This window comes from Ancylobacter sp. FA202 (assembly GCF_000380205.1).
GTDB lineage: Bacteria > Pseudomonadota > Alphaproteobacteria > Rhizobiales > Xanthobacteraceae > Ancylobacter.
This window is the reverse complement of record NZ_KB904818.1, coordinates 3932844-3949279: the sequence shown is the minus strand read 5'-3', so window position 1 is coordinate 3949279 and position 16436 is coordinate 3932844. Positions and strand designations below refer to the sequence as shown.

Below are 16436 nucleotides of genomic sequence, written 5' to 3'. Positions count from 1 at the left end.
CGAGCCACTTCAGAAGGTGACACCATGAGCCAGATCGATTCCGCCTGGGGCGCCGGCCCGAGCGACCGCTACGAGGCGCTGGCCGAGCGCTTCCGCCCCGTCTTTGCCCGCATTGCCGCGACGGCGATCGAGCGTGAGCTCAAGCGCGAGCTTGCCTTTGAGCCGATCCGCTGGCTGAAGGAGGCCGGATTCACGGCCGTGCGTCTGCCCGTCGAGGCCGGCGGCCAGGGCGCGAGCCTGCCGGAGCTCGCCAATCTCCTCATCGAACTATCCGAGGCGGATTCAAACGTCACCCAGGCGCTGCGCGTGCATTTCGGCGTGCTCGAGGACGTGCTGAACACGAGGGACGAGGCGCGGCGCGCCCGCTGGTTCGCACGGATCGCCGCCGGAGAGACCACCGGCAGTGCCTGGACCGAGGCGGCCGGCGGCACGCTTGAAACCTTCGGAACACGGCTTTCAGAGAAGAACGGGCAGCTCGTTCTCAACGGAGCCAAGTACTACACGACAGGCTCGCTCTACGCCGATTGGATCGATGTTGGCGTGACCGGCCCCGAGGGTGAGGAACTCTCTGTTTTCGTGCGCGCCGACGCCCCGGGCGTGACCATCGTCGATGATTGGGACGGCTTCGGACAGGTGCTTTCGGTCAGCGGCAGCACGACCTTCACCGATGTGCCCGTGGCCCGCGAGGAGGTGGTTCCCGACGCCGAGCGCTGGCGCTACAGCGCGGCCTTCTACCAGCTCTATCATCTCGCGACGATCGCCGGCATCGGCCGCGCCATTACCCGCGATGTCGCGCGGGCGGTGGCGGCGCGCAACCGCACCTATACCCACGCCAACGGCCCGCGCTCGGCGCAGGATCCGCAGGTTCTCGCCGTGGTCGGGCGCGCGCGCGGCGCCGCCTATTCCGCCGCCGCCATCGCGCTGCAGGCGGCCGCCTCGCTTGAGCGCGCCTTTGCGGCGCATTTCGCCGGCGACGAAGCAGCGGAGGAGCGCGCCAATGCCATCGCGGAGCTGGAGACCGCGCAGGCGCAGACCGTGGTGACGAACCTCATCCTCGATGCCTCCACCACGCTGTTCGATGCGCTCGGCGCCTCGGCGACGCGCAAGCCGCTCGGGCTCGACCGGCACTGGCGCAATGTGCGCACCCTCTCCTCCCACAATCCGCGCGTCTACAAGGACCGCATCATCGGCGACTTCGCGGTGAACGGGACGCTGCCGCCCTATCAGTGGCGGATCGGAACGCCCGTCGCCGAACCCGAGCGGCAGGCGGCGGAGTAGGCCGCGAGGCCTTTGGTCAGCCCAATTCCTCAAGAAGCGAAACGGGAGATCGAGAGGCCACCGCTGCGGGATGCGTCAGCACGCACGCATCGCCTGCGCGATGCGTGCGGAGATTGGCTTCATTTCCGCCCGGAGGCGGCCCGGTGTCAGCGGCTCCAGCCATGGCAGACGGCCCAGTACGCAGACCGCGCCCAACGCCGCGATGATCGCCTCGCTTTCCGGAGCGGCGTCGCCGACGAACACCACGCCGAGAACCGGCACGTCGCACCGACGCAACGCCTCCAGCGACAGCAGCGTGTGGTTGATGGTGCCGAGCCGCGTGCGGGCGCAGAGCACGACAGGCACTTGCCAGCGTGCGAACAGGTCGAGGAACGTCCGAGTGCCGGTTAGAGGCACCATCAGCCCTCCCGCGCCTTCGATCACGAGGGTATCGGTGCATTGTGGGATGGCGAGACGGTCCAGGTCGATCGTCATGCCATCAAGTGCAGCCGCGTGATGGGGCGAGGCCGGCGTGCGCAGCCGGTAGGCTTCCGCCAGCACGCGCGACGCATCGAGCCCACCCAGGCGGCGCGCCGTCTCGCTGTCGGTCTCGCCATCGAGCCCCGCCTGAACCGGCTTCCAATAGGCGGCGCCGAGGAGCCCGGCGAGCCCGGCCGCGACCACGGTCTTGCCGACGCCGGTATCGGTGCCCGTGACCACCAGAGCCTGCGTCACGACGCGACCTCGGACGAGATGGCGCCCCAGCTACAGCCGGCCGCCGCAGAAAGAGAGCCTGCGCCATCGCGGACCGCTTCGGTGGCGATGCTTTCACCGGCGAAGGCCATGCCAAGTCGCGCCAGCAGATCCATGTCACGGTCGCGGGCGGGATTGCCGGCGGTGAGCAGCACATCGCCGGTAAAGACGGAATTGGCGCCGGCGAGGAAACACAGCGCCTGCGCTTCGTCGCTCAGGGCCTGCCGGCCCGCCGCGAGGCGGACCACGCTGCGCGGCAGGAGGAGCCGGGCCAGGGCGACCAGCCGGACGAAGTCGAGGGCGCCGGCCGGGCGCGCCTTCGCCATCACCGGCACCCCATCAATGGGGTGCCACATATTGAGCGGCACGCTTTCGGGATGCGGGTCGAGGGTCGCCAGCATCACCAGCATGGAAATCCGGTCGTGGACGCTCTCTCCCATGCCGACAATGCCGCCGCAGCAGAGCTTGATGCCTCCGGCGCGCACCTGCTCCAGGGTCTCCAGCCGGTCGTCCAGCGTCCTTGTGGTGACGATCTGCGGGTAGAAGGCGCGGGAAGTGTCGATGTTATGGTTGTAATAATCGAGGCCGGCCGCTGCGAGCCGGTCGACCTGCGGGCGCGTCAGCATGCCAAGCGTCACGCAGGTTTCGAGGCCGAGCGCCCGGACACCCTCGATCATCGCGCAGACCGCCTCCATGTCGCGGTCCTTCGGCGCCCGCCAGGCCGCCCCCATGCAGAAGCGCGTGGCGCCGCCGGCCTTAGCCTGACGCGCCGCCTCCAGCACGCGCTCGACCTCCATCAGCCGGCTTGCGCGCACCCCCGTTTTCCAATGGGCGCTTTGCGCGCAGTAGCCGCAATCCTCCGGGCACCCGCCGGTCTTGATCGACAGCAGCGTCGCGCTGTTGATGCGCGTCGGGTCGAAATGGCGGCGATGGGTCTCTTGTGCGCGGAACAGCAGATCGGGAAGCGGCAGGTCGTAGAGGGCGCGGGCCTCGGCCTCTGTCCAGTCCGTGCGCAGCTCCGCGCCGTCCTCCGAAGCGACCGCGCCACTCATCGGCCGAGCGCTCCGAGCCAGCGGGCGGGCACCAGCACACTGCCCAACGCGACCATGGCGATATTGATGAGGTCGCCCAGGATGAAGGGCGTGAAGCCCAAAGGGATGATCTTGTCGGCGGGGATATAGAGGCCGAGCCAGGGCAGGCCGATGGCATAGGTGACGGAAAGGCCGGCAAGCATGGCAAGGCTGCGCCCCACCACTCCGCGCCCGGCCGCCAGCGCGCCGGTCAGCCCGCTCGCGGCGAGATAGCCGAGAAGATAGCCGCCCGTCGGCCCCACCATATAGGCGAGACCGATGCCGCGCTCGGGCGTGCCCGAGAAGACCGGCAGGCCGGCGGCGCCCAAGGCGAGATAGCTGAGGAAGGTGAGCGTGGCGAGGCGCGGGCCGGCGGCCACGGCGATCGTCATCACCGCCAGCGTGTGCAGGGTCATTGGCACAGGCCAGGAGGGAACGCGCAGCTTGGCACAGAGGGTGATGAAGGCGACGCCGATCAGGACAAGGGCGGCATGGCGGAGAGTGGTGCGCAGGCTTGGACGGCCCGTGGCGAAGGCAGCGATCATCTCGGCTCCATATTATAGATAATTTTTCTAACTATCTACTATGAATCCATAGGCGCTTGAGATTCGCAACCACTTCATAGATAATTTCAGCCGACAATCGCGAAAGCATCGCGCCTGCGGCCATTGGCGGCGGCGACCGGGCGATGGCCGATCCACTGGACATGCCGGGCCAGCGTCGAGCCCGCGAGCTCGACATCGCCTCGACGCAGCGCCGCGAGGATGGCGCGGTGATCGTGATCGGTCCGCGCCTCCCAGTCCGAGCGCCAGGCCGAGAACAGGAACCGGGCGCTTGCCGCATGCAGATCGTCGATCGCCGCGAGCAGGCGCGGCATGCCGCAGGGGGCGACGATGAGCCGGTGGAAGCGCCGGTTAGCCTCCTCCCAGCTCCGCACGTCGCGGGAATTGTCGCCTGCGCGGGTCGCCTCCTCCGCCGCGTTCAGGATGGCCGGCGTGAGATGCGGCGCGGCATGGCGCAGGGCGAGCACCTCGAGGGCGGCCCGCATCTCCGCCACCTCCTTCACCTCGGCGAGGTCGAAGGCGGCGACCCGCACGCCGCGCCGCGGCTCGCTCACGGCGAGCCCCTGCGCTTCCAGCCGCCGGAACGCCTCGCGCACCGGCACATGGCTCGCCCCGAATTCCTCGGCGATATGGTCCTGGCGCAGCCGCGAACCCGGCTCTATGTCACCGGCGATGATACGGTCCGCCAGGGCACGGCTGATGCGGGCGGCCAGGGTCTCTTCGGATTTCACGCTCATCTTTTATAGATAATTTGATGCGAGCGGCGTGTCGACCATCTACGTCCCTGCGAGCGACCGACATGGCTTCGGGCGTGGACCCGCGTGCGAGGCGCGTCCGCTTCAGTGTCCTCCGGCTTCACGCCTCCGCCTTAGCCGTTGGCCAACCCGCCGGAACATCGTTGCCAAGGCTTGAGATGAAGCGTTGTGTCCGTTCCTTGCGCGGGTGCGTGAACAGCTCGGCCGACGGGCCCGCCTCCACAACCTCCCCGGCTTCCAGCATGAACGCCTCATGGGCGACGCTCGCCGCCAGGCGCAGATCATGCGTGGCGATCATCATCGTGGTGCCCTCGCGGGCCAGCTGCGCGAGCACCTCCACCACTTCAAGCGCGAGCTCGGGGTCCAGAGCGGATGTTGGTTCGTCGCAGAGCAGCACGCGCGGCGATGAGGCGAGCGCGCGAGCGATGGCGACACGCTGTTGCTGTCCACCCGAAAGCTGCGCCGGCCACGCCTGCGCCTTCTCGGCCAGGCCGACCTTGTCGAGCAGTTCGAGAGCGCGTTGGCGCGCCTTTGCCTCCGGCCATTTCAGCACGACGAGGAGGCTTTCCATGACATTGCCGAGGGCGGTTCGGTGCGGAAAGAGCTGAAAGTTCTGGAACACCATCCCGGTCTGCCGCCGCACGCGGCGAATGGCGGCAGGGCTCGGCTTCTGGCCGGTGAAATGCAGCGTCTCCTTGTCCAGCACGAGCGTACCCGCTTCGGGAACCTCCAGCAGGTTCACGCAGCGCAGAAGGGTGCTCTTGCCAGAGCCGGACGGGCCGATCAGCGCCGTCACCGACCCCTCGGCAACGCTGATGCTGACCCGCTTCAGCACGGGAACGCCGCCGAAGCTCTTCTCGATCGCGCTCAGATGAATCATGTGGAGGGCTCCAGCGCGCCGGCGGAGCGGGCGAAGCGCAGCTCAAGCCGGTCCTGCAGGATGGAAAGGACCGAGCTCAGCGCGAGGTAGATCAGCGCGGCTTCAATGTAGATGATGAGCGGCTCATAGGTCACGGCGACGATGCGCTGCGCCTGCTGGAACAACTCAGGCACGGTGATGGCCGCCGCGAGCGAAGTGTCCTTCACCAGCGAAATGAAGGTGTTCGACAGAGGCGGCACGGCGACCCGCGTCGCCTGTGGCAGCACGGTACGGCGCAGCGCCTGCGACCAGTTCATGCCGATGGAGTAGCTCGCTTCCCACTGCCCCTTGGGAATCGAGGCAATGACCGCGCGGATGATCTCCGAGCTGTAGGCCCCGACATTGATGGTGAAGCCGATCAGCGCCGCCGGGAACGCGTCCAGCAGGATGCCGGCGCTCGGCAGGCCGTAAAAGATCACGAACAGCTGCACCAGCAGCGGCGTGCCCCGGATGATCCAGACATAGAAGCGCGCGAGGGCGGCCAGCGGCGCTGGCCCGTAAAGCCTCGCCAGCGCAGTGAAAAAGCCCAGCGTCAGCCCAAGCACGAAGGACAGCAGCGTGAGCGGCACGGTGAAGATCAGCGCGGCCCAGAGCAGCGGGCCGAGTGATTGCAGCATCAGGTCGAGCCAGTGAGGCACGCGATCCTCCGCATAAACCGTCGCGCGGATGCCCGCGCAGAAAGATGGGACCGCCGGGGCCGGTCCACATCAGGATCGGGCGAAGGACGCGCTCGCCCATGAGTCCTCGCGAGAGCCCGCTGCGGGGGCGTCCGCGTGGAGCGCCTTCAGGCGCCCTTACTTGGAGACGTCAGCCCCGAAATAGGTGTTGGAAATCCTGGCATAGGTTCCGTCCGCCTTGATCTCATCGAGCGCCTTGTTGATGGCGGCGACAAGCTCGGGATTTCCCTTGCGCACGATGACGCCGGAATATTCCGCGTCCTTCTGCTCGGCAGCGATCTTCACCGGTGCGTCCGGCTTGTGCTTCTTGAAGTCGAGGAAAGACAGGCTGTCATTGATGGTGGCGTCGGCCCGGCTGTTGAGAACGAGCTGGATCGACTGGTCGAAGCCATCCGTCCCCACGAGTGTGGCACCGTTCTGTTCCGCCAGCTTACCGAAATTGCTGGTCAGCGACTGGGCGGCCTTCTTGCCCTTGAGGTCTGCGAAACTCTTGATCGCGTCGTTGCCGTCCTTGACGATCAGCACCGCCTTGGAGGCGATGTAGGGCTGCGAGAAGTCGTACTTCACCTTTCGCGCCTCGGTGATGCCGACCTGGTTGATGACGGCGTCGTAGCGGCCGGCGTCCAGCCCGGCGATCAGCCCGTCCCACTTGCCTTCAAGGAACTCGGCCTTGACGCCCAGCTTGGCGGCGATCGCCTGGCCGATCTCGACATCGAAGCCCACCAGCTTGTTGGCCGTGTCGTGGAAGGTGAAGGGCGGGTAAGTGCCTTCGGTGCCGATCTTGATGACACCCGCCTGCCGGACCGTCGCGAGAACGTCGGCGCGGGCAAGCTGCGGCGCGGCCAACTGGATCGCCGCGGCGAGGCCAGCGGCGAGGATGGCGGTGGCGAATTTCATGTGACTTCTCCCCGGCAAAGGCTGCCGTAATGTGGGCGAACCAGCGACGGCTTGTCCGTGCCGGGTCACCCTTGGCTCATACTTATGAAGACTGGGGGCAGGCGGCCGCGCTGCAACCCCGGGAACGACAAATTCGCACTCTCAACCGCATTCGTAAAGTCTACAAATTCGCTAGACAAATGGTATTTCTCGTGCGACCCCTTGCCAGGACGGGACGACGCAGCGACGTCGACCGGGAAGCCGCCGGGGGCAGGAATGGTGTTTCGCAATGGCAGCGCGGAGGTAGGCGAGCTGCGCCGAGCGGCGTCTGGCGACGCGGTCGGGGACCAAGCTGAATCCGTGCAGCCCGACTGGAATCTGGATTCGGTCGTGGCGGGGCTGAAGCTCTCCCGCGATGTCAGCCACAACATCCGCCACCGTCGGCGGCTGCGCCCGCCGCCGGCGCGCGAGGCCATCGCCCGCGCCGTACAGGGCTTCGCCGCCGCTCTCTTCCCCGCCCATTACGGCGAGCCCGGCCTCACGCGCGAGACCATCGACTATTATGTCGGCGCCACGCTCAACGAGGCCCTGACCCGACTGGCCGAGCAGGTGGCGCGCAGCCTTCCCTTCTCGCTGCAGGAAGACCGCAGCGAGGCCGAATTCCGCCGACAGGCGTTCGGGATCACCAGCGCGTTCGCCGCCGAACTGCCGGCTATTCGCGGCCTGCTGGTGAGCGATCTGCATGCCGCCTATGACGGCGATCCGGCCGCGACGGGCTATTCTGAGATTCTGCTGGTCTATCCGGGCCTCACCGCCATTCTGCACCATCGCTTCGCCCATGCGCTGCATCGGCTCGGCGCCGGCTTTCTGGCGCGCTTCATCTCCGACATCGCCCATTCCCGCACCGGCATCGACATTCATCCGGGTGCGCAGATCGGCGGCAGCTTCTTCATCGACCACGGCACGGGCGTCGTCATCGGCGAGACGGCGGAGATCGGCGCGCGCGTGCGGCTCTACCAGGCGGTGACGCTGGGCGCGCGGAGCTTTCCGGCCGATGAGCACGGCGCGCTCATCAAGGGCAATCCGCGCCACCCGATCATCGAGGACGACGTCGTCATCTATGCCGGCGCCACCGTGCTCGGGCGCGTCACCATCGGCCGCGGCTCCAGCATCGGCGGCAATGTCTGGCTCACCCATTCGGTGCCGCCGGGCAGCCACATCACTCAGGCCCAGACCCGCTCGACCGGCGGCGAGGGCACTGCCCACACCGGGCCCGCGCGGCCTGGTGCTTCATCCTGACGGGGACTAGAATGACCGAAGAACCTGCCATTCGCCGTACACTCAGCGAGGCTGCCGCCCGGCAACTCGCCAATGCCACCAAGACCCGCGCCCAATGGTCGGGCATCACGCCGCGCTGGCTGGTGTCCTTCCTGCCCTGGACGCCGGTCGAGGCCGGCATCTACCGGCTCAACCGGGTCAAGGAGGCCGGCGATGGCGAGGCCGACGTTCAATGCTCGCCGCGCCGCGATCAGGATTCAGACCTGCCGGAGACCTTTGTCGACTATGACGAGGCGCCGCGCGAATACTCGCTCAATGCGGTCTCCACCGTTCTCGATGTGCAGACCCGAGTCTCCGACCTCTACTCGCACCCCTACGACCAGATCCAGGAGCAGCTACGCCTGCTCATCGAGAAGGTGAAGGAGAAGCAGGAGAGCGAGCTCATCAACAACGCCGAATATGGCCTTCTCGCCAACTCGGCCCCCTCGCAGCGGATCAAGACCCGCACCGGCGCGCCGACTCCCGACGATCTCGACGAGCTCATCACCAAGGTGTGGAAGGAGCCGGCCTTCTTCCTCGCTCATCCCCGCGCGATCGCGGCCTTCGGACGCGAATGCACCCGTCGCGGTGTGCCGCCGCCCACGGTGACGCTGTTCGGCACCCCGTTCCTGACCTGGCGCGGCCTGCCGCTGGTGCCCTCGGACAAGCTGTTCGTGGACGAGAACGGCAGGACCAAGATTCTGCTGCTACGTACCGGCGAGAAGAAGCAGGGCGTGGTCGGTCTGTTCCAGCCCGGCGTGCCGGGCGAAGTGGCGCCGAGCCTTTCGGTCCGGTTCATGGGCATCAACCGCAAGGCGATCGCCTCGTATCTCATCTCGCTCTACTGCTCGGCTGCCGTGCTCACGCACGACGCGCTGGCGGTGCTCGAGGATGTCGAGGTGGGGAAGTATCATGCCTATCCTGACACCTACGCCTGATTTCGCCCCGGAATCGGGGGCGGCGGCGCCATCGGCGGGCACGCCGCTGGCGCTGGAGCTTCCTGCCGTCGGTACCGCGCCTGGCGGGGCAGCTCCCGGCTGGCCCGATGCCGGGCTGATCCAGCAGATCGCCAATGCCCTCTTCCACGTGGCCCCGGACCAGGCCGCAACGGCACCACATGTCGTCCCCCTGCCCTCCTCGCCGCCGAATCCGGGCCAACTGCCCGGCACGTCGGTGCTGACGACGGCCGCGCCGCATATTCCGGTGCAGCCGCCGGTAGGGCTGCCCGAACTGCCGCCGGTAACCATCCCTTCGGTGGTGCCCACGCCGAGCATTCCCGCCCCAAGCGCGCCAACCGCTGTCGCGGTTCCCGGCACGCCGGGCCTGCCGCAGCCGGGCGGCTCGCCGGGGCTGTTTGTGCCCGCCTTTCCGGCGCCGTTCGATTTCGGCCAGTTGCCGGCCGGCCTCGGCAATGTCGTCGCGTTCGACACGCGCCGTTCCTCGACCGGCGGCGACGTGCCGGCGGTTCCCGGCAACGTCGCCCAGCCAAGCGCCAACGGATTCTACTTCCTGCGCGAGGGCGAATCCCTCGCACCGGCGGACGTGCCGGCGCCGGGCGGCTTTCCAGCTCTCCCGGCCGAACCCGTCCATCCGTCAGAACGGAGTCTGGATTTCAGCACCATCTCCGCTGGACTGCGCCCTGAACTGGTGCCGGACCTCGGTTCGTCGACCCGACCGTTTGACCCTTATACGGTCAAGCGCGACTTCCCCATCCTGCAGCAGAACGTGCACGGCAAGCCGCTGATCTGGCTCGACAATGCCGCCACGACGCAGAAGCCGCAGGCGGTGATCGACCGGCTGAGCCGGTTCTACGAGCACGAGAACTCCAACATCCACCGCGCCGCCCACACGCTGGCGGCACGGGCGACCGATGCCTATGAGGCGGCGCGCGAAAAGGTGCGTCGCTTCCTCAATGCCGGCTCCACGAAGGACATCATCTTCGTGCGCGGCACCACCGAGGCGATCAACTTCATCGCCCAGACCTATGGCCGCCGGCATGTGAAGGAGGGCGACGAGATCGTCGTTACCCATCTGGAGCATCACGCCAATATCGTGCCCTGGCAGCAGCTCGCTGCCGAGAAGGGTGCCCGGCTACGGGTGGCGCCGGTGGACGACACCGGCCAGGTGATCGTCGAGGAGTTCGAGAAGCTGATCAACCCGCGCACCCGGCTGGTCTCGGTGACGCAGGTCTCGAATGCGCTCGGCACGGTGGTACCCGTGAAGGAACTGGTCGCGATCGCCCATCGCCACGGCGTCCGGGCGGTCGTGGACGGGGCGCAGTCGGTTTCCCACATGGCGGTGGACGTCCAGGCCATCGACGCCGACTTCTTCGTCTTCTCCGGCCACAAAGTGTTCGGTCCCACGGGCATTGGCGTGGTCTACGGCAAGCCCGAGGTTCTCAAGGACCTTCCGCCCTGGCAGGGCGGCGGCAACATGATCGCCGACGTCACCTTCGAGAAGACCATCTATCACGGCCCACCGGAGCGCTTCGAGGCCGGCACGGGCAACATCGCCGATGCGGTGGGGCTCGGGGCAGCGATCGACTATGTCGAGGCCATCGGCATGGAGGTGATCTCCCGCTACGAGCACGAACTGCTGGTCTACGGAACGGAGCGCCTGCTCACCGTGCCGGGACTCACGCTCATCGGCACGGCGAAGGAGAAGGCCAGCGTGCTCTCCTTCGTGCTTGATGGCTGCCGCACCCAGGACGTCGGCGTGGCGCTCGACCGCGAGGGCATCGCGGTGCGGGCAGGCCATCACTGCGCCCAGCCGATCCTGCGCCGCTTCGGGCTGGAGAGCACGGTGCGTCCTTCGCTCGCCTTCTACAATACGAAGGACGATATCGACGCGCTGGAGGTCGCCCTCAAGCGCATCCAGAGCGGACGGGGACGGCGGTGATTCAAACCCGCCCGGCATGTCGCCGGGCGGGCACCACCCTCGCCCAAGCACGCCGTGGTGCATAGGCACCCTGCCGCCGGACGGCGCCCGGAGATGTGAGCGGCAACGGTCGATCTTTTTATTGATTTAATCTACCGATTTAATATTCTACTTTTCATGATCGAGCCGCCGAGTTCCCACATTGCCATCGTCGTCGTTGCAGGCCGTCGCGCGGGCCTGGCGTCCCGTCTTGAGAGCGGCTTCCGCTTTCATGCCTCGAACCACCAGTTCGACGCCATGGACGGCCAGGATTTCGCGACGATCGAGCAGATACAAGCGGCCGCGCGCGGCACGCTGGCCGCACTGCGGCTGGACTTCAGCCTGCGGACATCCTGCCAGCGTGGAGGGCTCCATCGTGGTCGGCAAGATTCTTGACAACAGGTCGGCGACGTTCGGCTTCGACGCGCAGAACGAGACCTATGTCGACCTGATCGCCGCCGGCATCGTCGATCCCGCCAAGGTCGTGCGCACAGCGCTGCAGGACGCGGCCTCCGTCGCCGGCCTGCTGGTGACCACAGAGGCGCTGATCGCCGAGCTGCCGCGCGACAAGCCGACCCTGCCCGCACCGGGCGGCGGTGTGGACTTCTGATCGAGGACTGTCCCCCCAGCCCGGCCGGGCGGGTTTCTCTTTATCGCCCCCGGAGCGCACCCCATGAGTCTGAAGCCAGAAATGTCGACCCACCGCGCGGCGCTCGATCTCGATGCGGACGTGCTGGTTCTCGGCGGCGGCCCCGCCGGAACCTGGGCGGGGCTGGCGGCGGCGCGCGCCGGCGCCCGCGTGGTGCTGGCGGACAAGGGGTTCTGCGGCACGTCGGGCGCGACGGCGCCTTCCGGCACCGGCGTGTGGTACGTGCCGCCGGACCCGGAGCGGCGGCACGCGGCGTTTCTGGCGCGCCAGGTGCTCGGCGGAAACCTCGCTGACCGGAAGTGGTCCATGCGGGTTCTCGACCGCACGCATCAGAGTGTGGATGAGCTCGCCGCGCGCGGCTATCCCTTTCCGCTGAATGATGAAGGCGCCCCGGCGCGCGGCTCGCTGCAGGGCCCGGAATATATGCGGCTGATGCGCAAGCTGGTGAAGGGCGCTGGCGTGCGCATTCTCGATCACAGCCCGGCGGTGGAACTTCTCGTCGACGCGGACGGCACGGTCGCCGGCGCCCGTGGCCTGCGTCGCCAGCAGGGCGACGACTGGGCGGTGCGGGCAGGCGCGGTCGTGATCGCCACCGGCGGCTGTGCCTTTCTCAGCCGCGCGCTGGGCTGCAACGTGCTCACCGGCGATGGTCTGCTCATGGCGGCGGAGCTGGGCGCCGAGCTCTCGGGCATGGAATTCTCCAACGCCTATGGCATCTCGCCCACCTTCGCCTCTGTCACCAAGACCCTGCTCTATAAATGGGCGACGTTCACCGAGCCTGGCGGCGCAACGATCCCCGGTGCGGCCTCGCAGGGTGGGCGCTCGGTCATCGCCCGCTGGCTCGCGCGCGGACCGGTCTATGCCCAGCTGGACAAGGCCGAGCCGGGCCTGCATGCCTCCATGCGCGAGGCGCAGCCGAACTTCTTCGTGCCCTTCGACCGCATGGGCATCGACCCGTTCACCCAGCGTTTTCCGGTGACGCTGCGGCTGGAAGGCACGGTGCGGGGCACCGGAGGCCTGCGCATCGTAGATGAGAGCTGCGCCACCACCGTTCCCGGCCTTTTCGCTGCAGGCGACGCGGCGACGCGCGAACTGATCTGCGGCGGCTTCACCGGCGGCGGCAGCCACAACGCCGCCTGGGCGATCTCCTCGGGCCAATGGGCCGGCGCCGGCGCCGCCACACACGGTACCCGCCAGCGTGGCGCACGGCGCGCGGCGGCACCGGCCGGTACGGTCGGGCTGCGCGCGGGCAACGGACGGACTTTCGATCCGCAGGAAGTGACACGCCGCGTGCAGGCCGAGGTGTTCCCGTTCGACATCAACTATTTCCGCTCCGGCGACACGCTACAGGCCGCGCTCGGCCGGCTTGACGGGCTCTGGCAGTCGCTGCGCGCGGCCGATGCCGCCAGCGCGGCCGACCTCGTGAAGGCGCGCGAGGCGGCGGCGATGACGGCGGTGGCGCGCTGGATGTACCGCAGCGCGCTCGCCCGCACCGAAACGCGGGGTATGCACCGGCGCGCCGACCATCCCGAGGCCGACCCGGCGCAGCTGCGCCACATCTTCAGCGGCGGCCTCGATGAGGCCTGGGCGGCGCCCGCCGCGCCGCTGGCGCGGCCGCAGACGGAGCTGGCGGCATGATCGAGCTCGTCAGCGCCGAACGCTGCACCGGCTGCAACATCTGCGTCGCTGTTTGCCCGACGAATGTCTTCGATCCCGCGCCCAAGGCGATCGCGGGGGCCCTGCCCAGTATCGCGCGCGGCGCGGACTGCCAGACCTGCTTCATGTGCGAGCTCTACTGCCCCGAGGACGCACTCTACGTCGCGCCGGACGCCGACCACCCCGTCAAGGTCGATGAAGCGGCGCTGATCGATGCCGGGCTTGTCGGCTCCTACCGCGCCGCCATCGGCTGGTCGCCGCAAACCGCGGCGCGCCGCCGGCTCGATTCCACCTTCCGCCTCCTCAAGGGCCTCTAGCCGGCCCGCTTCAGCAAGGACAAACACCATGGCCTCCCCCCTCGACACGCTGTCCCTCGATCGGCGCCAGTTGCTGGCCGGCATCGGCGCGGGCGGAGCGGCGTTGTTCACGCCCTCCATCCTGCGGGCGCAGGCTGCGATCCCGGTCAAGGTGGCCTATGGCAGCGTCGGCTACACCTGGGCGGTGCCTTATGTGGCGGAGGCCGCCGGCTACTGGAAGGAGCAGAATGTCGAGCTGACGACGGCTTCCTTCGATTCCGGCCGCGACGCCCTGCAGGCGTTGCTCACCGGCTCGGCCGACTTCTCCGCCTCCACCGACACGCCACTGGTCTTCGCCGCACTGAACGGCCTCAAGCCGCTCGCGGTCATCAACTATTCCCGCTACTCGCGCGACATGCGGATCGCGGTGCGCAACGATGTGGGTATCGACCCGAAGAACCCCGCCAGCCTCAAGGGTCGCAAGATCGGCACGCCCGTCGGCACCTCCGGCCAGTATCTGCTGGCCAAATACCTTGAACTCGCAGGGCTGAAGCCGGACGACGTCACCGTGGTGAACGTCGCGCCCGGCAATCTCGCAACCACGCTGACGCGCGGCGATATTGACGGCTTCGCCTGGAGCAGCCAGGCGGTCGCGGTTGCCGACAAGCAGACCGGCGGCAAGGTCGTGGAGATGACGCTGGAAGGGATAGAGCCCTATTTCCAGAGCCACCAGCTTTTCCTCACGACGGAAAAGGTGCTGAAGGAGAAGCCCGAGGCAGTGACCGCCGCGCTGAAGGCGATCAACGCCGCCGAGCAGCGCATCAACACCGATCCGAACTGGCCCGCCCTGATCGCCGAGCGCATCAAGACGCCGGCCGAGCAGATCCGCCAGGCGACCTCAACCTTCGCCTTCAAGCTCGGCTTCGACCAGCGCTTCCTCGACGATCTGGTCAATGAAGCAAACTGGGCCATTGCCGCCGGCCTCGGCAAGACGCCGCAGGGCGACCTGCGCACCCTGCTGCGCGGGCTGATCGCCGAGGGCCCGACCAAGGCGCTCTATCCCGACCGGGTCACCCTGTCGTGAGCGCGGACGCCGTGCTCATCGCGGCCGAGCGCGTCTCGCAGGTCTATGCGGCGCGCGACGGCACGCCGAACTGGGCGCTGCGCGATGTGTCGCTGCAGATCCGCCGCGGCGAGTTCGTCTGCCTGATCGGCCCGTCCGGCTGCGGCAAGACCACGCTGCTGCATCTGATTGCCGGCTTCGTCACGCCGACCGCCGGCACGGTGTCCTTCGCCGGGGCGCCCATAACCGGCCCCGGCCCGGAACGTGGCGTCGTGTTCCAGGAGTATGCGCTGTTCGCCTGGATGACAGCCCGGCAGAATGTCGAATTCGGCCTGCGCACGCGCGGCGTGCCGCGCGCCGAGCGTCGCCGGCAGGCCCTGCGGGCGCTGGAGCGGGTCGGCCTGCAGCACGCCGCCGACCGCTACCCGCATGAACTCTCCGGCGGCATGCGCCAGCGCGTCGCGGTGGCGCGGGCGCTGGTCGTCGAGCCGGAAGTGCTGCTGATGGACGAGCCCTTCGCCGCGGTCGACGCCATGACACGCCAGACGCTGCAGGAAGACCTGCTGCGTCTGTGGGAGGAGACCGGCGTTTCCGTCGTCTTCGTCACTCATAATGTCGACGAAGCGGCCTTCCTCGCCCAGCGCGTCGTCGTGATGGGCGCCCATCCCGGCACCATCCGCGCCGACCTCACCCTCGACGCCCCGCATCCGCGCGAACGGGGCTCGGCACGCTTCGCCGAGCTCTATGCGGAGATCGCGGGCGCGCTGGCGGGGCACCATGGGAGGAAGGCGGCATGAGCATCGCCTCCTCCGAGACCACCGATCAGCGGACGAGCCGGAACGCCCCGGCACCGGCGGACAGCTTCGAGACGACGTTCAAGGCGGCCCATCGCCGCCGCCTGCGCCAGGCGACACTCTGGCGTGCCGCGCTGAACGTCGCCGGACTCGCGCTGTTCGTCATCGCCTGGGAGTTGATCCCGCGCTACTCCACCTGGATCAACGAGGTGCTGTTTCCGCCGCCCTCACAGGTATTCGCGACCTTCGTGCCGCTGCTGTTCTCCGGTCAGATCCTCGACAATATCCGGGTCAGCCTCGTGCGGGCGGCATCCGGCTTCGGCCTCGCCCTTGGGCTGGGGATCGGGGCCGGGGTGCTGACCGCGCGCCTCGCCTGGCTGCAATATCTTCTGGAACCGCTTCTGCACGGCTTTCGGTCCATCCCGGCCATCGCGCTGATTCCACTCTGCATCCTGTGGTTCGGCATCGGCGAGGTCTCGAAGACCGCGCTCATTGCCTGGGGCGCCTTCTTCCCGCTGTGGATCACCACCTTCATCGGCGTGCGCGACGTGAACCCGATCTATCTGCGTTCCGCCGCCTGCCTGGGCGCGGGTCGCCTCACCACGCTGTTCCTCGTGGTGCTGCCGGCTGCCCTGCCCTTCATCCTCACCGGCATCCGTCAGGCGCTCTCGGTGTCGCTGGTGGTGCTGGTGGCGGCGGAGATGTCGGGCGCCTCTTCGGGCATCGCCCACATGATGTCGGAAGGCCACCAGCTCTTCCGCGTCGACATCATGTTCATCGGCCTCGCCGTGCTCGGCGCCGTCGGCTTCCTGGTCGACCGCGCCTTCGTCGCTATCGCTCGCCGCCTTTTCCCCTGGTACCAGATCACGTCCTGA

Annotated in this window: 17 protein-coding genes and 1 pseudogene; 11 read left to right on the top strand and 7 right to left on the bottom strand. The window is 68.1% G+C overall.

From position 1 onward, the window contains the following. Nucleotides 1–24 precede the first annotated feature (24 nt). Nucleotides 25–1278 (top strand): acyl-CoA dehydrogenase family protein, encoded by a 1254-nt coding sequence (locus A3M1_RS0118190; protein ID WP_018390424.1) that lies wholly within the window; start codon nt 25–27, stop codon nt 1276–1278. A 75-nt stretch (nt 1279–1353) separates the two neighbouring features. Here the strand turns inward: A3M1_RS0118190 and bioD are convergent, their stop codons facing one another. The 7 genes from bioD to A3M1_RS0118155 form a co-directional block, all read right to left on the bottom strand. Further along, nucleotides 1354–1992 (bottom strand): dethiobiotin synthase, encoded by a 639-nt coding sequence (bioD, locus tag A3M1_RS0118185; RefSeq protein ID WP_018390423.1) that lies wholly within the window; start codon nt 1990–1992, stop codon nt 1354–1356. Further along, entirely contained in the window at nt 1989–3062 is a 1074-nt protein-coding gene (gene bioB, locus A3M1_RS0118180; RefSeq protein WP_018390422.1) for a biotin synthase BioB, read from the bottom strand. The genes bioD and bioB overlap by 4 nt, the downstream gene beginning before the upstream one ends. After that, nucleotides 3059–3625, bottom strand: a complete 567-nt coding sequence (locus tag A3M1_RS0118175) for a biotin transporter BioY (RefSeq protein WP_018390421.1) — start codon at nt 3623–3625, stop codon at nt 3059–3061. The genes bioB and A3M1_RS0118175 overlap by 4 nt, the downstream gene beginning before the upstream one ends. Before the next feature lie 86 nt (nt 3626–3711). Then, on the bottom strand, nt 3712–4380 hold the full coding sequence (locus tag A3M1_RS0118170; RefSeq protein WP_018390420.1) for a GntR family transcriptional regulator: 669 nt from the start codon (nt 4378–4380) through the stop codon (nt 3712–3714). Nucleotides 4381–4498: 118 nt separating this feature from the next. Beyond that, on the bottom strand, nt 4499–5278 hold the full coding sequence (locus A3M1_RS0118165) for an amino acid ABC transporter ATP-binding protein (protein WP_018390419.1): 780 nt from the start codon (nt 5276–5278) through the stop codon (nt 4499–4501). After that, the gene (locus A3M1_RS0118160) at nt 5275–5955 is read right to left on the bottom strand and encodes an amino acid ABC transporter permease (protein ID WP_018390418.1); all 681 of its coding nucleotides are present in this window, start codon (nt 5953–5955) and stop codon (nt 5275–5277) included. Before A3M1_RS0118160 ends, A3M1_RS0118165 begins: the two co-directional genes overlap by 4 nt. 156 nt (nt 5956–6111) lie before the next feature. Further along, nucleotides 6112–6891 (bottom strand): amino acid ABC transporter substrate-binding protein, encoded by a 780-nt coding sequence (locus A3M1_RS0118155; protein WP_018390417.1) that lies wholly within the window; start codon nt 6889–6891, stop codon nt 6112–6114. Nucleotides 6892–7146: 255 nt separating this feature from the next. Between A3M1_RS0118155 and epsC the strand changes: the two genes are divergently transcribed. The 10 genes and pseudogenes from epsC to A3M1_RS0118105 all read left to right on the top strand — a co-directional run bounded on the left by epsC (nt 7147) and on the right by A3M1_RS0118105 (nt 16436). After that, complete coding sequence (gene epsC / locus A3M1_RS0118150) at nt 7147–8169, top strand: serine O-acetyltransferase EpsC (RefSeq protein ID WP_018390416.1); 1023 nt, start codon at nt 7147–7149, stop codon at nt 8167–8169. Between the two features lie 11 nt (nt 8170–8180). Then, on the top strand, nt 8181–9125 hold the full coding sequence (locus A3M1_RS0118145; protein ID WP_018390415.1) for a family 2A encapsulin nanocompartment shell protein: 945 nt from the start codon (nt 8181–8183) through the stop codon (nt 9123–9125). After that, nucleotides 9100–11085, top strand: a complete 1986-nt coding sequence (locus A3M1_RS0118140) for a family 2A encapsulin nanocompartment cargo protein cysteine desulfurase (RefSeq protein WP_018390414.1) — start codon at nt 9100–9102, stop codon at nt 11083–11085. The genes A3M1_RS0118145 and A3M1_RS0118140 overlap by 26 nt, the downstream gene beginning before the upstream one ends. A 156-nt stretch (nt 11086–11241) precedes the next feature. Then, nucleotides 11242–11499 carry a hypothetical protein gene (locus A3M1_RS26505; protein WP_157626324.1) on the top strand — a complete coding sequence of 86 codons (258 nt, stop codon included), beginning with the start codon at nt 11242–11244 and terminating at the stop codon, nt 11497–11499. Next, a pseudogene (groEL, locus tag A3M1_RS0118130) lies at nt 11459–11713 on the top strand (chaperonin GroEL); the annotation flags it as partial. The gene A3M1_RS26505 and the pseudogene groEL, both read left to right, overlap by 41 nt. A 63-nt stretch (nt 11714–11776) precedes the next feature. After that, entirely contained in the window at nt 11777–13390 is a 1614-nt protein-coding gene (locus A3M1_RS0118125) for an FAD-binding protein (protein WP_245261739.1), read from the top strand. Beyond that, nucleotides 13387–13725, top strand: coding sequence for a 4Fe-4S binding protein (locus A3M1_RS0118120; protein WP_018390410.1), 339 nt, complete (start codon nt 13387–13389; stop codon nt 13723–13725). The genes A3M1_RS0118125 and A3M1_RS0118120 overlap by 4 nt, the downstream gene beginning before the upstream one ends. Nucleotides 13726–13753: 28 nt before the next feature. Further along, complete coding sequence (locus tag A3M1_RS0118115; RefSeq protein ID WP_018390409.1) at nt 13754–14788, top strand: ABC transporter substrate-binding protein; 1035 nt, start codon at nt 13754–13756, stop codon at nt 14786–14788. Further along, complete coding sequence (locus A3M1_RS0118110) at nt 14785–15564, top strand: ABC transporter ATP-binding protein (protein WP_018390408.1); 780 nt, start codon at nt 14785–14787, stop codon at nt 15562–15564. Before A3M1_RS0118115 ends, A3M1_RS0118110 begins: the two co-directional genes overlap by 4 nt. Further along, nucleotides 15561–16436, top strand: a complete 876-nt coding sequence (locus A3M1_RS0118105) for an ABC transporter permease (RefSeq protein ID WP_018390407.1) — start codon at nt 15561–15563, stop codon at nt 16434–16436. The genes A3M1_RS0118110 and A3M1_RS0118105 overlap by 4 nt, the downstream gene beginning before the upstream one ends.

What these genes read in the sequence shown, in the direction of transcription:
- A3M1_RS0118190 (WP_018390424.1), top strand. Translation starts at nt 25, where the DNA reads ATGAGCCAGATCGATTCCGCCTGGGGCGCCGGCCCGAGCGACCGCTAC.
- bioB (WP_018390422.1), bottom strand. Translation starts at nt 3,062, where the DNA reads ATGAGTGGCGCGGTCGCTTCGGAGGACGGCGCGGAGCTGCGCACGGAC.
- A3M1_RS0118175 (WP_018390421.1), bottom strand. Translation starts at nt 3,625, where the DNA reads ATGATCGCTGCCTTCGCCACGGGCCGTCCAAGCCTGCGCACCACTCTC.
- A3M1_RS0118170 (WP_018390420.1), bottom strand. Translation starts at nt 4,380, where the DNA reads ATGAGCGTGAAATCCGAAGAGACCCTGGCCGCCCGCATCAGCCGTGCC.
- A3M1_RS0118165 (WP_018390419.1), bottom strand. Translation starts at nt 5,278, where the DNA reads ATGATTCATCTGAGCGCGATCGAGAAGAGCTTCGGCGGCGTTCCCGTG.
- A3M1_RS0118155 (WP_018390417.1), bottom strand. Translation starts at nt 6,891, where the DNA reads ATGAAATTCGCCACCGCCATCCTCGCCGCTGGCCTCGCCGCGGCGATC.
- epsC (WP_018390416.1), top strand. Translation starts at nt 7,147, where the DNA reads ATGGTGTTTCGCAATGGCAGCGCGGAGGTAGGCGAGCTGCGCCGAGCG.
- A3M1_RS0118145 (WP_018390415.1), top strand. Translation starts at nt 8,181, where the DNA reads ATGACCGAAGAACCTGCCATTCGCCGTACACTCAGCGAGGCTGCCGCC.
- A3M1_RS0118140 (WP_018390414.1), top strand. Translation starts at nt 9,100, where the DNA reads ATGCCTATCCTGACACCTACGCCTGATTTCGCCCCGGAATCGGGGGCG.
- A3M1_RS26505 (WP_157626324.1), top strand. Translation starts at nt 11,242, where the DNA reads ATGATCGAGCCGCCGAGTTCCCACATTGCCATCGTCGTCGTTGCAGGC.
- A3M1_RS0118125 (WP_245261739.1), top strand. Translation starts at nt 11,777, where the DNA reads ATGAGTCTGAAGCCAGAAATGTCGACCCACCGCGCGGCGCTCGATCTC.
- A3M1_RS0118120 (WP_018390410.1), top strand. Translation starts at nt 13,387, where the DNA reads ATGATCGAGCTCGTCAGCGCCGAACGCTGCACCGGCTGCAACATCTGC.
- A3M1_RS0118115 (WP_018390409.1), top strand. Translation starts at nt 13,754, where the DNA reads ATGGCCTCCCCCCTCGACACGCTGTCCCTCGATCGGCGCCAGTTGCTG.
- A3M1_RS0118105 (WP_018390407.1), top strand. Translation starts at nt 15,561, where the DNA reads ATGAGCATCGCCTCCTCCGAGACCACCGATCAGCGGACGAGCCGGAAC.